At 50.8% G+C, this 12,579-nt stretch carries 18 protein-coding genes; 7 read left to right on the top strand and 11 right to left on the bottom strand.

Annotation, left to right across the window (positions count from 1 at the left end; genetic code table 11):
• Positions 1-37: 37 nt before the first annotated feature.
• The 8 genes from HHL17_RS26715 to HHL17_RS26680 all read right to left on the bottom strand — a co-directional run bounded on the left by HHL17_RS26715 (position 38) and on the right by HHL17_RS26680 (position 5,487).
• Positions 38-931: a hypothetical protein gene (locus HHL17_RS26715; RefSeq protein WP_169227893.1), complete on the bottom strand. Its 894-nt coding sequence runs from the start codon at positions 929-931 to the stop codon at positions 38-40.
• A 36-nt stretch (positions 932-967) separates the two neighbouring features.
• Positions 968-1,861: a GNAT family N-acetyltransferase gene (locus HHL17_RS26710; protein ID WP_169227892.1), complete on the bottom strand. Its 894-nt coding sequence runs from the start codon at positions 1,859-1,861 to the stop codon at positions 968-970.
• A gap of 105 nt (positions 1,862-1,966) precedes the next feature.
• The gene (locus HHL17_RS26705) at positions 1,967-2,386 is read right to left on the bottom strand and encodes an SRPBCC domain-containing protein (protein ID WP_169227891.1); all 420 of its coding nucleotides are present in this window, start codon (positions 2,384-2,386) and stop codon (positions 1,967-1,969) included.
• Positions 2,387-2,422: 36 nt separating this feature from the next.
• Entirely contained in the window at positions 2,423-3,304 is an 882-nt protein-coding gene (locus HHL17_RS26700; protein WP_169227890.1) for an alpha/beta hydrolase fold domain-containing protein, read from the bottom strand.
• 9 nt (positions 3,305-3,313) lie between these two features.
• Positions 3,314-3,775 (bottom strand): hypothetical protein, encoded by a 462-nt coding sequence (locus tag HHL17_RS26695; RefSeq protein WP_169227889.1) that lies wholly within the window; start codon positions 3,773-3,775, stop codon positions 3,314-3,316.
• 18 nt (positions 3,776-3,793) lie between these two features.
• Positions 3,794-4,543 carry an SDR family NAD(P)-dependent oxidoreductase gene (locus HHL17_RS26690; RefSeq protein ID WP_169227888.1) on the bottom strand — a complete coding sequence of 250 codons (750 nt, stop codon included), beginning with the start codon at positions 4,541-4,543 and terminating at the stop codon, positions 3,794-3,796.
• Between the two features lie 84 nt (positions 4,544-4,627).
• A complete protein-coding gene (locus HHL17_RS26685) occupies positions 4,628-4,912 on the bottom strand; it encodes a winged helix-turn-helix domain-containing protein (protein ID WP_078667993.1) in 285 nt (94 codons plus the stop codon).
• A 2-nt stretch (positions 4,913-4,914) separates the two neighbouring features.
• Entirely contained in the window at positions 4,915-5,487 is a 573-nt protein-coding gene (locus HHL17_RS26680) for a hypothetical protein (protein ID WP_169227887.1), read from the bottom strand.
• A 104-nt stretch (positions 5,488-5,591) separates the two neighbouring features.
• Between HHL17_RS26680 and HHL17_RS26675 the strand changes: the two genes are divergently transcribed.
• The 6 genes from HHL17_RS26675 (at position 5,592) to HHL17_RS26650 (ending at position 9,894) form a co-directional block, all read left to right on the top strand.
• Entirely contained in the window at positions 5,592-6,164 is a 573-nt protein-coding gene (locus tag HHL17_RS26675; protein ID WP_169227886.1) for a Crp/Fnr family transcriptional regulator, read from the top strand.
• A 75-nt stretch (positions 6,165-6,239) separates the two neighbouring features.
• Entirely contained in the window at positions 6,240-7,439 is a 1,200-nt protein-coding gene (locus HHL17_RS26670) for a DUF418 domain-containing protein (protein WP_169227885.1), read from the top strand.
• A gap of 122 nt (positions 7,440-7,561) precedes the next feature.
• Positions 7,562-8,104, top strand: coding sequence for a methylated-DNA--[protein]-cysteine S-methyltransferase (locus tag HHL17_RS26665; RefSeq protein ID WP_169227884.1), 543 nt, complete (start codon positions 7,562-7,564; stop codon positions 8,102-8,104).
• Between the two features lie 44 nt (positions 8,105-8,148).
• On the top strand, positions 8,149-8,685 hold the full coding sequence (locus HHL17_RS26660; RefSeq protein WP_169227883.1) for an RNA polymerase sigma factor: 537 nt from the start codon (positions 8,149-8,151) through the stop codon (positions 8,683-8,685).
• A 36-nt stretch (positions 8,686-8,721) separates the two neighbouring features.
• Positions 8,722-9,270 carry a Crp/Fnr family transcriptional regulator gene (locus tag HHL17_RS26655; protein WP_169227882.1) on the top strand — a complete coding sequence of 183 codons (549 nt, stop codon included), beginning with the start codon at positions 8,722-8,724 and terminating at the stop codon, positions 9,268-9,270.
• Positions 9,271-9,273: 3 nt separating this feature from the next.
• Positions 9,274-9,894: an NAD(P)H-dependent oxidoreductase gene (locus tag HHL17_RS26650; RefSeq protein ID WP_206156182.1), complete on the top strand. Its 621-nt coding sequence runs from the start codon at positions 9,274-9,276 to the stop codon at positions 9,892-9,894.
• A gap of 4 nt (positions 9,895-9,898) precedes the next feature.
• Here HHL17_RS26650 and HHL17_RS26645 read toward each other — a convergent pair whose 3' ends face one another.
• The 3 genes from HHL17_RS26645 to nudK form a co-directional block, all read right to left on the bottom strand.
• Positions 9,899-10,270: a VOC family protein gene (locus HHL17_RS26645; protein ID WP_169227881.1), complete on the bottom strand. Its 372-nt coding sequence runs from the start codon at positions 10,268-10,270 to the stop codon at positions 9,899-9,901.
• 78 nt (positions 10,271-10,348) lie between these two features.
• On the bottom strand, positions 10,349-11,143 hold the full coding sequence (locus HHL17_RS26640) for a helix-turn-helix domain-containing protein (protein WP_169227880.1): 795 nt from the start codon (positions 11,141-11,143) through the stop codon (positions 10,349-10,351).
• Positions 11,144-11,185: 42 nt separating this feature from the next.
• On the bottom strand, positions 11,186-11,764 hold the full coding sequence (gene nudK, locus HHL17_RS26635) for a GDP-mannose pyrophosphatase NudK (protein ID WP_169227879.1): 579 nt from the start codon (positions 11,762-11,764) through the stop codon (positions 11,186-11,188).
• A gap of 54 nt (positions 11,765-11,818) precedes the next feature.
• Here nudK and HHL17_RS26630 point away from each other — a divergent pair, with 54 nt between their 5' ends.
• The gene (locus tag HHL17_RS26630) at positions 11,819-12,577 is read left to right on the top strand and encodes a DeoR/GlpR family DNA-binding transcription regulator (protein ID WP_169227878.1); all 759 of its coding nucleotides are present in this window, start codon (positions 11,819-11,821) and stop codon (positions 12,575-12,577) included.
• The last annotated feature ends 2 nt before the right edge of the window (positions 12,578-12,579 follow it).

The following is a 12,579-nucleotide window of genomic DNA, read 5'->3' as shown; positions in this document are numbered from 1 at the left end:
GCACGACATGCAAAAGTCCTGCCTGATATGACAAATACTATCTTGTGGCGGTGACTTTTTTGTTTTCAGTGTCCCAAATATACCGTTTGCTTTTTTTGTCCGTCACTTTCATGACGTGCATCCCATCTTTATCCACTTTGTCGGTGGCTTCGGCTTCTTCCATGTTCCACACGATCATATCAGGCTGCCCGTTTTTTTCATTGGGAAAAGTGAATTCTTCGGAATGGTAGTAGGCATCGGCATCTCCGATATTGGTTCTAGATGGGAGTTGTATCAACTGGCCGTCTTTGGTCCAGGCGAAATAATAATCATCTGTAGGGATGCCGCAGGCTTCTCCGGAGAAGGTAAGTACGACGATATGTTGCACGTTGGTGAGGCCCATGCCGCTCATGACCTTACCATAGCTGGAATTGGCGGATTCGTCGTCGCCAATTATCTGGGCGGCTTTAGCCAGTAGTACGCCATTCTGTACTACTTTCAGGCGTACCAGGTATTTGGGGAAAGTATCTCTTTGGTTGCCGGATACGGCGATGCTGTCGGCCCTGCGTTCAATGCCATACACAAACTTAAGATCACCACGGCGCAGCGGAGCACAACTTACAAGTCCCTGCCAGATATAGCCTTTGCGGTATTCGCCGTTTTTAGTATAGGCGATTTTCAGCCACGGTCCCTGTATGCCGCGGATGGTAAGGCTTTTGGTGGTAACGCCGGTCACGGTGATGTTGTCACCTGCCATCAGCGTGTCCGCAGGAGGTTGTTTGGTATCAGGGGATATCCTGATATAAGCGGTGTCGGCAAAAATATACCGGTCGATGGTATCGGTGCCATTCATATACAACGACCAGCTGCGCATGTCCCGGAAGTAGGGCTCTTCCTGCGCAAACAGTTGATGGGAGATACAAACAAATAAAAACAATAAAAACTTTTTCATAAATAAACGGATTCTTTTTTCAGTTGGGATATGTGATTATGTATGTGCTAAGGTGGGTATCATCAGCTGGTTATCAGCGAACAGATGTTGTTGTTCCTCCAGCACAAACAGCGTGAGGTCTTCTGTCTTCAACGGCAGCATGGTGAAGCCGCTGGTGTCTTTCGGCGTAAAGCCCAGTGTTATTTGTTGGGTGTTTTTTTCCATCAATACAGACAAAATATTGTTCAATGATTGATGGGTTTCGCCGAAAATATCATGACAGGTCATCACACCTTCTTTGTGTTCCACCACAGCGATGACATCTGTTTCTTCGAGATGATACACGCATGTTTTCATAAACTGTGTGCAATAGAACATCAGCAGGCCGGCAGGGTCGGTGACAGTGAGCGCTGCAAAGGGGTTGGACTGTGCATATTTCCGGAGGAGCAATGCGCAGTCGGCTGCGTTGTCCATATCCAGCTGACGTACTTTCCCTGGTTGCGGCGTTAGTTGCCGGGTATGGTATTGATATTCGCTGACTGGTACGAATCCGAATTTCGGATAAAAGTCGAGCACCCTTTCATTGGCGAAAAGGAACATGAGGTTGTACTGGCCTTCCCATTCCTCAAAGATTTTGTCCATCAGCCACCGGGAAAGGCCCTGATGGCGGTAATCGGGGTGGGTCATGACGGTGCCCAGCTGCAGCCAGGTTTTTTCTTCTTCCTGCCAGCGTACCCGGAGAACATTGACGGTGGCATTGGCGATGACGGTATCACCATCCAGGAGCACATGAGGCACACAGGTATGGTCCCAATAGCCGTTGTGGTGCCATGGCTCAAAACTGAGGTGGAAAGTTTGAACGGAAAGCTGATCAAAACTAAGTCTGACGGGGTTGTTGTCTTTTATGTCAGCAATATAGGTATACGTTTTACCCTTGATATTGTATTTCATGTCGTTAACGCACAATTACAGATCAATGCGGCGAAGATAGGGAATATAAAACAAACGGGACGGCCATGCGGCCATCCCGTCTTTTATTGGTTGTTGGGTGGAAACTTAATGATTTTCCGCATACCGGCGGAAGTGTTCGAGCACGCCTGCACAGAAAGCCTGCTGGTCTGCTTCGGGGGTGCCTTTTTCCGGATCAAACAGCTCTGTGATGGTTACGCCTTCCGGTGTAACACTGAACAGATCGATGGTCCTTCTGCCATCGGACAGGATGTAGCTCAGTTTTTCGTGCAGTATCACTTCGTCGTAAGCGCCTGCGAAGGTAAAGCCGCCGCCGTTTTCTGTTTCCATCACGAAGCTGAATTTGCCACCGGAGCGGACATCATTTTCTACGGATGTGGTCTTCCATTCGGTGGAAGGATTGTTCCATTGCATGATGTGTTCCGGTCCTGTCCAGTAGTCCCATATTTTTTCGATGGGCGCCTTTACCAACGTAGAGGCAGAAAGAAGCGCTGTCTGGTTTTCCATAAGGAGCATATTGATAATATGGTAAGATACCCAATATTATCCATGAATATCCATGAATGCGCTGATTTTCTCCAGCGTGCTGATCGTGGCGGGCGACTGAATAGCTGTCAGCGGCCATACATGTGTTTGGCCATCCATCGTGATCATATCTGCAAAAGGCGCCACGGACCGGATGCGTTCGTAGAAATGTTTGCTATCATCGTATAGTACTTCCCGTGAGCCTGTCAGTATTAGTACCGGCGGGAATGTGGCGAAGGTTAACAGGCCCGCGCTGGCAGCATCAATCTGGCCGTCCGCATAGTAACCTGCAAATCGTTTCATTTCTTCTTTGCTCAGGATAGGATCGTCGGCCCTGCGTGTTTCATACGATTCATTCTCACAGCGAAGGTCCAGCCAGGGGGAAATGAGCACTACGCCGGATGGCTGTTTAACCGGTGTGCCGGTCAACTGATGAAGGGCAGAAACGAGGATACCACCGCCTGCGCTGTCGCCCAGCAGGAAGATGCGGGCGGCGGGAAAGGCGGCAGCAATATGACGGTATACTTTTTCCGCATCGTTGCGGCCTGCGGGGAACGGATGTTCCGGCGCCAGTGCATATTCCACCAGCAGTATTTTCCGGCGGAGCGAAGCGGCGAAGTGGCTGGTCATGGCCTTGTGTGAATGCAGTGAGCCTAATGCATAAGAGCCGCCATGCAGCAGAATAATGATTTCATCTGTGGTGGCATTGGCGGGTGTAAACCAGTGACAGGGCACCGCTGCTATGGTGGTGCTTTCAATTTTCACGGTTTCATCAGCGGGGTAGATGTCCCCCAGTTGGTCGAACTGTTGTCTAATTTGTTGAATATCCATGCGGTTGTTGGTTTGGGCATTGGCCGCCAAGGTAAGTATTGTCAATGTGATAATGTATAATTTTTTCATGGTATTCGTTTAATAGTACCCGTTAAACAAAGCCCACACGATCAGGAGAAACGAAATAAACTGGAGGATGTTCCGGGAGGTGGTCCACACTATCCATGTCCGGCTTCTTTTCAGCAGCTCTGGTGTGCGTGGCGTGTCTTCCGTCATTTTGGAAAAAGCAATGATTTCCTTCACAAAATAGGTAGCGGTGGGGATGGTCACTGCCATGAAACAAACCAGCGCCATCAGCAGGTAAGGCCTTACCTGTGGCTGCGGCCAGTTCGTGATCAGGGCGGTAATGAATGAACCGAGGAACGTCAGTTGCAGCGGTATCCAAAAACGTGCGGAGTGTTTGGTTTGTGGTGCGATCAATGCGAAGGAGCGTGGCGGATCGGCAAACCAGTGTGGCATGCGGAAGATACGCTCCCAGGAGCCGGCAAGGAAAACGATAGCGGCCGCGATGGTGGCGGTCCATAATGAAAGGAGATGCATAATGTTGATTTAAGGCGTTTATCCGGCGGTGATACCGCCATCGACGGGGATAGCGGCGCCGGTGATGTATGTGGACTGCTCCGATGCAAGGAACAGGATGGCGGGGATGATGTCTTCCACCGTAGATATTCTGCCGGTGGGCATGGCGGCGGCTATCTTTTCCTGCATCCCGGGTTTGGAGGAGATGCCCTTCAGCCACTGTTCCGTCTGGATGGCGCTGACCACCAGCGCGTTGACGCGGATGCCGTTGCGTGCCTGTTCTAATGCCGCTGCTTTGGTAAGACCGATTACGCCATGTTTGGCGGCTACATAGGCCGCGATGCCCTGGCCTACACCTTTTACCCCTGCTGTACTGGCGGTGTTGATGATGCTGCCACCGTTTGATTTCATGGCCTGTATTTCATATTTGAGGGAATGGAAGGTGCCGGTGAGGTTGACGGCCAGGGTATCGGAAAACTGCCGGCCCGTCATCTGGTCCAGGGGACCGGTGTACAGGTTGGCGCCGGCATTGTTAAAAGCAGCATCCGGCGGACCGTACAGCCTGCATGTTTCGTTGACGAGATGTTCCACTTGTTGCTCGTTCGTCACATCAGCCTGTACGAAGGTAGCTTCGCCACCGTCCGCGCGGATGCTGGTTTCCATTTGTAGTCCTTCAGCCAAGCGCCGGCCACAGAAAATTACCCGTGCCTCCATGGCGGCGAAGACACGGGCGGCGGCGGCACCCAGCCCCGAAGTACCGCCGGTGATCAATATAGTTTTACCTTTCATGATTATCTTATTATTAATGTAGTTTGTATTGCAAACTAAAATGGTTTAAAAAAAGCCGGTCATCGTACCGGTTGACTGCACCCCTTACAGGTGCAGGTACTTTTTGATGTCTTCTACATACTGTTCAAAAGCTTTGCGGCCTTTAGCAGTAAGTTTACAGATAGTATGCGGATAGTTGCCCTTATAGGTTTTAATCACTTCTATATATGCTGCTTCACTCAGTTTTTTGATCTGATGGCTCAGGTTACCCTGCGTGGTACTGGTGGCTTCCATCAAATAAGCAAAATCTGCCTGTTTTAATTTGATCAGTACAGACACAATGGCCAATCGCACTGGTGTGTTTAAAACAGGATCTAAATCATTGAACATGTTTATACTGTTGACTTTTTAAGCAGGTACCCCGGCGCCAGATAGCCGGTTAATACGGCTACGCCCAGCAGCAAAGGGGCATACTGGTCCGGCACAAAGATACTGGCCACTGCCAAAATAAAAAACAATATACCACCGCTTATCAGTGGCCGGAAACGTAATACCAGTCCGGTTACCAGCGTACCTGCCCCGCCAATCAGCATATTACTGGTAAAGGGCTGGTTATGTTGCAACACATTAATCAGTACCGATACGATAAAGCTGATGCCCAATACCAGCCAGAGGTTCTTCAGGTAAAAACCAAGGTAGGTCTGGACCGCTCTTGGGCCCGACTGATAATGTCGGAAGGAAAGGAAAATACCTACGGCCACCAATATCGGGAAGGGGAGGAAAAACAATTTAAATGAAGTGAATGTCTTCAGGATAAAAAACAGGATACAACCCGCCGCTATGAGCCAGCCCCAGAGCAGAAACAGGAAACTGTGCTCCCTCGCATTTTCCCGGGTTTGGGAAATGGCTTCTGTAATGATTTTCAGCCCTTGCAGGGGATTCATATTATTGTCGGTCGTTTCCATGCAATCATCAACTTTAAATCAAAAGTAAATATAGTTTGTATTACAAACCAAATATATTTTTTCCCGTCAGATAGTCGCAGTGTCTCATTCCGTACCTTGCTGTCATGAAATACCAGGAAGCCATTATCGAAGAACTGCTGACCACTGCTTTTCAGGATGAGACGCTGCGCAACGCTTACTATGAGGCGGCGCAGGAAAAGATGTTTAAAAAAGGGGACCTGCTGCTGGAGCAGGGGCAGATCTGCCGTTACTGTTATACCCTGCTTTCCGGCGCTGTCAGAGGATTTTATTTGAAAGATGGCCGGGAGATCACCACCTCTTTTTGTTTTGCCAGCGATGTGGTGATGTCATTGGAAAGCGCTACCCGCCTGACGCCCAGCCCGGAATCATTTGAAGTGCTGGAAGACAGCCTGGTGGAAGTGGTGTCTGTGGAGAAGCTGACCCAGTTGCGGGCGCAGTTCCCGGTACTGGAAAAAGTATGGACGCTGAGCATGGAAGCCTATGCTATCTGGCTGGAAGAACGGTTGGCCAGCCTGCAGTTCGCTACGGCTAAGGAGCGCTATGAACTGCTGTTGGAGCGCTACCCGCAAATAGTGCGGAATGTGCAGTTGAGCCATATCGCTTCCTATCTGGGCATTACCCTGGAGACCCTGAGCCGCATCCGGGCGAAGGGATAATTATTTGATATATGTCAAACGGCGACTGCCTGCACTTCCCCAATTTTGCAGCATCAAATAAAACAAAATTATTTTATGCAGTCGTTCGTACCTACCCTTCCATCACCTGCCGGTCGCCGTATAGACGCGCTGGACGCTATCAGGGGCGTGGCATTGGGAGGCATCCTTTTGGTGAATATGGGCCTTTTCGCTTTCCCTGCCCTTTATATGACCCCGTCAGCCTATTGGCCCGGCGCGTCCAATAAGGTGGTGGAACAGTTGATCAGCTTTTTCGCCGAAGGCAAGTTTGTGTCTATGTTCTCTTTCCTGTTTGGCCTTGGGTTTATACTCTTCCTGCAAAGTGCGGAAAGGAAGGGACTGCCGCCGGTACGACTGTTCCTGCGCCGTCTTCTGGTACTGTTGGGTATCGGCTGGATACACGCCCACCTGATCTGGTTTGGCGATGTGCTCTGCTTTTACAGTGTGCTGGGCGTACTGTTGCTTTTTTTCAGGAAGATGTCCCCGCCGGCTTTGCTGAAATGGGCCATAGGTCTGCTGATCGTACCAGTGGTATTATATGTGGCGGCAGGTACGCTCATCGGCCCGGATTTTTACAAGGATGGTGTTGCCTACAGTGATGCCGGCAACAAAGCTATCGAGGTATACCGCTCCGGCACGCTCCGGCAGATATGGGAGCAGAATGGGGCCGACCTGGTGATGGCCCGCATGGGTTACCTGTTTGAAACGCCGTTGATGCTGGCTATGTTCCTGCTGGGCGCCTATGCCGGCAAGCGGGGGATCTTCCGTCAGCCGGACGCACATGAGGTGCTTATCCGGAAGGTGCAGACCTGGAGCGCCCTGCTGGGCTGGCCGCTGGTGATTTGTGTGGCGCTGTTTGGCAAAGCCGAGCCCAATACGCCGCAGGGCGGCAACATCATGATGATGGACGCTTACATTGCGAGTCCTCTTATCGGTATATTTTATATCGCCACCCTTACCCGCCTGCTGCAACGTGCTCAATGGCAGCAATGGTTGCGGCCTTTCCAGGCCGCCGGGCGGATGGCGGCAACTAACTATCTCCTGCAATCTGTTACCTGTATCTGGATTTACTACAGTTTCGGCGGCGGACTGTATGCATATGCCAGCCCTCCCGTGTACCTGCTCATTTGGCTGCTGGTGCTGGGACTTCAACTCGCTGCCAGTTCCTGGTGGATGAACCACTTCCGCTTTGGCCCGGTAGAGTGGATATGGCGGAAACTGACTTACGGTAAAGCCTACGCGATGAAAGCGGAATAGAACATCCATATGTGTGACCTATGCCCTCTGCTGCTTGTCAGCGGGGGGCTTTTTGGTATTTCCCGATATCGGCTAAAAGCCCGATATGTCAAATTATCGGTAAATTGACCGATATAATCATCATGAAGAAAAGTAATAACACCATATATCAAACACAACTGGAAACACCGCTGGGCATCATGATCGCCGGTGCTACTGCCGAAGGCATCTGCCTGCTCGAGTTTACCGAACGGAAAATCCTGGACGCACAATGGGCTTCGCTCCGCAGGCTGCTGAAGGCCACTGTGGAGGAGGGAAATCATCCGCATTTTTCCTTGTTGCAACAGGAGCTGGACGCCTACTTCGCCGGCAACCTGCATACTTTTTCCGTGCCCTTGCACCTGCCGGGAACGGACTTTCAGCAGGCGGTATGGCAGCTGCTGCTCACCGTGCCTTATGGCGATGTACGGAGCTATAAACAACAGGCCACGCTGCTGCAGCGCCCCTACGCGGTACACGCCGTAGGGCACGCTAATGGCATGAACCGCATCTCTATCGTGGTGCCCTGCCACCGCATCGTGGCAGGCAATGGCGACCTGACTGGCTACGGCGGCGGTATCTGGCGTAAAGAATGGCTGCTGGCTCACGAAAGCCGTCATCAAAAAAAAGTTGAAACTATTGGGTGATCATTTAATCTTTATGGTATCAACTGGTTGATTAAATCGTTTTTATGACAACCCTCACAGATCAGGAACTCATCATACAACTGAAAGCAGGCGACCGCCACGCAACGGCTGTCATCTACCGGCAGTATTTTCCCATGGTAGCGGCCTATGTGCAACAAAACAATGGTCACGCTGCCGATGCGGAAGATGTTTTTCAGGAAGTCATGCTGGTACTGATACAGAAAATACAAGCCCCGGATTTTATACTGACAGCCTCGCTCAAAACATTCCTTTACGCTATTGCCCGTAACTGCTGGTGCAAACGCCTGCGCGATAATCGCCTGCTGCTGCCGGGAACAACGGGGCTTCCGGAAGAAGGCGGCATGCCCGACATTTTCCCGGAACCCCCTGCAACTGCGCAGGTGCAGGGATGGCTGGCACGTATAACGGTGAACTGTAAACGAATAATAAAAGCCCTCTTTTTTTATCAGCAACCGATGGCGCTGCTGGCGCAAAAAATGGGCTGGAAAAACAAACATACCGCCGATAACCAGAAATACAAATGCCTGCAACAGCTGCGCAAAGCGGCGCTGGAGAAGTAACCTTCTTTATCCCCCAAAAAAGCAGAACTTTGTAGGATGAATATTTTCCGTCATTCACAGTTAACAGCAGCCGATCTGGACGAACTTCACCAGGTCATGAAAACCATACAGCTGGAAAAACAGGATTATTTTATCCGTGAAGGAAGCGTGTGCCGGCAGCTGGCCTTTCTCAGCAAAGGCATCCTGCGTTCTTTCTACGTAAAGGACAACGGGGAGGAAATTACCGATTGTATTATGTTTGAAGGGCAGCTGGTGACGGCCTATTCCAGCCTCATCACCGGACAGCCTGCTTTTGAAAACATGCAGGCCATCACCGATTGTGAGCTGCAGGTGCTGGACCGCGACGATCTTTATAGCCTGTACGAACGGAATATCCGCTGGGCCAATACCGGCCGCACTTTAGGGGAACAGGAATTTGTGATGATGGAACAACGCATCCGTTCTTTTCAGCAATACACCGCCAAAGAACGTTATGAGGAAATGGTGCGCAAACATCCGCGTATGATACAACAGGTGCCGCTGCAATACCTGGCTTCCTATCTCGGTATTACACCACAACATCTCAGCCGCCTGCGGAAAAATTAACATTTGTTCAGAGCCAGCTGCAAGGCTACCGGTAGCTTTGCAGGCATGAAAAAGATATTGATCGTTAACGGTCACCCTGACCGTGAAAGCTACAACACGCAATTACAGGAAGCTTATAAATCCGGCGCACTGCAAGCCGGCGCTGATGTGACGGAAATTCATCTCGGCTCGCTGCAGTTTGACCCTAATCTGCGCTATGGTTACCGCAAACGGATGGAACTGGAGCCCGACTTACTGGACGCCTGGGAAAAAATCCGGGCTGCTGAACATATTGTATGGATTTTCCCGTTATGGTGGGGCACCCTGCCCGCGCTCATGAAAGGGTTCTTTGACCGGCTTTTCCTGCCGGGATTTGCTTTCAGCTACAAGGAAAACAGCATGATGATAGAAAAGAAACTGAAAGGCAAAACGTCCCGCCTCATCTGTACCATGGATACACCCATATGGTTTCACACCTTGTACTACAGGGCTGCCGGCGTGCGTGCTTTCCGTAGCATGGTCCTGCGTTTCTGTGGTCTCAAAATAACAGGGACTACCTACATAGCCCCTATTAAATTCATAAAGCCAGGTGGTAAAGAAAAGGGTATACAAAAGGTGATAGCCCTCGGAAAACGTTTATGCTAGACCGTTATTTTACCGAGGTAATCCACCAGGTATTGCCACAAGGATCTTTGACCCCGCAGGTCCTGCCATAGGGCTGATCGCTTAATTCCATGACAGTGAGGGCTCCATGGTCAAGTGCAGTCTGGAAGCTGGCGTCGGCATCTTCCACATAAATGAACAGCTGGCCAGGCTGCGCCTTCCATTGGTCCCGCGCATTACAGGCCATAATGGTGCTGTCGCCGATCACCAATTCCGCGTGGCGTACCAGTTTATCATCATGTAAACTGACATGGCTGAGTTTAGCCTGGAACACTTCTTGTGCAAAGGTCAGGAAGTCGCTGGCGTTTTCGAGCATGAGATAAGGAATAACGGTGTGATGCCCTGCTGGAATCTTCATAATAGTAGTTATTAACAGTGAAACAATACCGCGAAGCTAGTTTCAGCAGTGTTGTGAAAATTGGAAAAACGCGACATTTTAATCCATCCAGGCGGTGGCGCCGGAACGGCCGGAGAAGAAGGCTTTGGGGTGCTCTCCGGAGAACTCCCTGAAATCATGGATGAAATGCGACTGGTCGTAGTAGCCACAATCCAGCGCTATTTGTGTGAGGGAAGGCGCGTCAGGGCCATATCGCCGGATGGCCGCATGAAAACGGGCAATACGGGAGAACATTTTGGGAGTGAAGCCCGCATATTGCCGGAACTGCCTTTCAAACTGGCGGGTGGACAGGTAGTGGTCCTGCGCCAGTTGTTTGACCGGTACCATGCCCTCGTTTTCGATGATGGTCTGTATAGCGCGGAAAACAGGTGGTTGCACATTGTCCTGCCTGGACAGCCGTTGCTCCAGGAAGTCTTCCAGTATAAGAATCCTTTGTTGATGATTGATCGCCAGCGCGATCTTTTCTTCCAGCTGTTTGCCGGTGCCCATCAGTAGCGTGCTGAGATCAGGCATCTGGTTGGTCAGTTCGCTGGTCGGCATGTTAAAAAGCAGCGGAATGGCCTGGGGGTAAAGATAAACGCCGAATATGCCAAAACCGCTGTTGGTGTGGAATTTCCGGGTAGTTTGGCTTTGTCCGTGGATGCCGGCAGAGAACGAAGCGTCCCGCGTACCGTTGGGCAACAATTCGTCAAACAGCCCATGATAATGAAACAACAGTTCCGGGCACATATCTGCCATGGAATGATGCGTGTAGGGCTGATCGCTTTCCAGTACCCAGTAAAATCTCACTATGTCGCGAAACCTGGCCGAAGGCCGGATGGTCTGGTATTGCATGGAACGGGCCGTTTGATGCCGGCATCCTAAAGATAAGAAAAGTCAGAGCAACTGATGTAATTGTGCATATTGCAGCAGCATGATCGTTTTTCCGTCGCAGATACGGCCGTCGGCGATCATTTGCAGCGCCTCTTTGAAGGGGACTTCCAGTACTTCAATTTCTTCCTGCTCGTGTTCCAGCCCGCCGCCATCGGTTACCTTCATAGAGCTGTCGTACGCCGCTACAAAAAAATACAGGATCTCCGTAACCGAACCCGGTGACATGTAAGCCTCGAATATCTTCCTGACATCTGTAATACGGTAGCCCGTTTCTTCTTCCGCTTCCCGGCGGATACATTCTTCCGGATTGTCTTTGTCGAGCAGGCCGGCACAGGCTTCTATTAGCATACCGTCAGCGTTGCCGTTGATGTAGGTCGGCATCCGGAATTGGCGGGTGAGGATGACCGTCTGCTGCGCTTTGTTGTACAACAGGATCACGGCACCATTGCCACGGTCGTATGCTTCGCGGGAGCGCTGCTCCCAATCGCCATCACTCTTCTGGTAGTCATAGGTCACTTTTTTTAAGGTATACCAATTGTTGGACAAGACCGCTTCTTCAATGATTTTTACTCTGGGTGTCATAAAAATGATTATATTTGATCGAATTTGATTGTTTTGATCAAAAGTAGATAAAAAATGGGACTTCCGGAGCGAAAACAAAAAATATTGAAACTGCTGGACCAGCATGATAACAGGGACGTACAGGAAATAGCGGACGCATTGGGTATTTCAGCGATCACCATCCGGCGTGACCTGCAACAGCTGGCAGAGGAAGGGCTGCTGGTACGCACACATGGCGGCGCCATGAAAGCACCGGCTTTGCATCCGTTTACCGCTTTTGTGGATAAAGCCGGCGTAGGGCAGGAGCGGAAGCAGCATATCGGAAAACTGGCGGCGGCGCAGGTGAAACCGGGAGACACCATTTTCCTCGATTGCGGCAGCACCGTATTTGCCATGTGCCAGCACCTGCGAAAAACAGGACCGCTGCGGGTAATCACCAATTCCCTGCCGGTAGTGGCGGCTTTTATGGATTGTGACCAGATAACGGTAAACCTTATCGGCGGCGAGGTAGACAAAGAAAGAAAAGCCATGCACGGTCAGCGGGCACTGCAACATATCGATAGTTACCATGGCATGAAAGCCTTCATCGGCACAGACGGGCTGTCGCTGAGAAACGGGCTGACAGCCTTCAGTGAAAAAGAAGCTTCTATCAGCAAAGCCATGGCGGCACAGGCTGACATCGTGTACCTATTGTGCGATTCCGGCAAAATAGGAAAGGACAGCTACCTGAAATATGCCCCGCTCACGATGTTTGATCACCTCATTACAGACCGGCAGCTGCCCACTTCCACAGCGGCACAGTTCAAAGCCAAAGGCGTCTCCGTCATTTCCTGAAA

The sequence above is a fragment of the Chitinophaga fulva genome, assembly GCF_012927205.1.
GTDB classification, from domain to species: Bacteria; Bacteroidota; Bacteroidia; order Chitinophagales; family Chitinophagaceae; genus Chitinophaga; species Chitinophaga fulva.
Note: the sequence above shows the minus strand (reverse complement) of the source record. Positions and strands in the feature narration are given on the sequence as shown.

Bases quoted from the DNA above. Each gene is read 5' to 3' on its own strand.
- HHL17_RS26670 (WP_169227885.1), top strand. From the start codon at position 6,240: ATGCAGTCGTTCGTACCTACCCTTCCATCACCTGCCGGTCGCCGTATA.
- HHL17_RS26685 (WP_078667993.1), bottom strand. From the start codon at position 4,912: ATGTTCAATGATTTAGATCCTGTTTTAAACACACCAGTGCGATTGGCC.
- nudK (WP_169227879.1), bottom strand. From the start codon at position 11,764: ATGACACCCAGAGTAAAAATCATTGAAGAAGCGGTCTTGTCCAACAAT.
- HHL17_RS26710 (WP_169227892.1), bottom strand. From the start codon at position 1,861: ATGAAATACAATATCAAGGGTAAAACGTATACCTATATTGCTGACATA.
- HHL17_RS26640 (WP_169227880.1), bottom strand. From the start codon at position 11,143: ATGCAATACCAGACCATCCGGCCTTCGGCCAGGTTTCGCGACATAGTG.
- HHL17_RS26665 (WP_169227884.1), top strand. From the start codon at position 7,562: ATGAAGAAAAGTAATAACACCATATATCAAACACAACTGGAAACACCG.
- HHL17_RS26690 (WP_169227888.1), bottom strand. From the start codon at position 4,543: ATGAAAGGTAAAACTATATTGATCACCGGCGGTACTTCGGGGCTGGGT.
- HHL17_RS26675 (WP_169227886.1), top strand. From the start codon at position 5,592: ATGAAATACCAGGAAGCCATTATCGAAGAACTGCTGACCACTGCTTTT.
- HHL17_RS26715 (WP_169227893.1), bottom strand. From the start codon at position 931: ATGAAAAAGTTTTTATTGTTTTTATTTGTTTGTATCTCCCATCAACTG.
- HHL17_RS26645 (WP_169227881.1), bottom strand. From the start codon at position 10,270: ATGAAGATTCCAGCAGGGCATCACACCGTTATTCCTTATCTCATGCTC.
- HHL17_RS26700 (WP_169227890.1), bottom strand. From the start codon at position 3,304: ATGAAAAAATTATACATTATCACATTGACAATACTTACCTTGGCGGCC.
- HHL17_RS26705 (WP_169227891.1), bottom strand. From the start codon at position 2,386: ATGGAAAACCAGACAGCGCTTCTTTCTGCCTCTACGTTGGTAAAGGCG.
- HHL17_RS26695 (WP_169227889.1), bottom strand. From the start codon at position 3,775: ATGCATCTCCTTTCATTATGGACCGCCACCATCGCGGCCGCTATCGTT.
- HHL17_RS26680 (WP_169227887.1), bottom strand. From the start codon at position 5,487: ATGGAAACGACCGACAATAATATGAATCCCCTGCAAGGGCTGAAAATC.
- HHL17_RS26630 (WP_169227878.1), top strand. From the start codon at position 11,819: ATGGGACTTCCGGAGCGAAAACAAAAAATATTGAAACTGCTGGACCAG.
- HHL17_RS26655 (WP_169227882.1), top strand. From the start codon at position 8,722: ATGAATATTTTCCGTCATTCACAGTTAACAGCAGCCGATCTGGACGAA.
- HHL17_RS26660 (WP_169227883.1), top strand. From the start codon at position 8,149: ATGACAACCCTCACAGATCAGGAACTCATCATACAACTGAAAGCAGGC.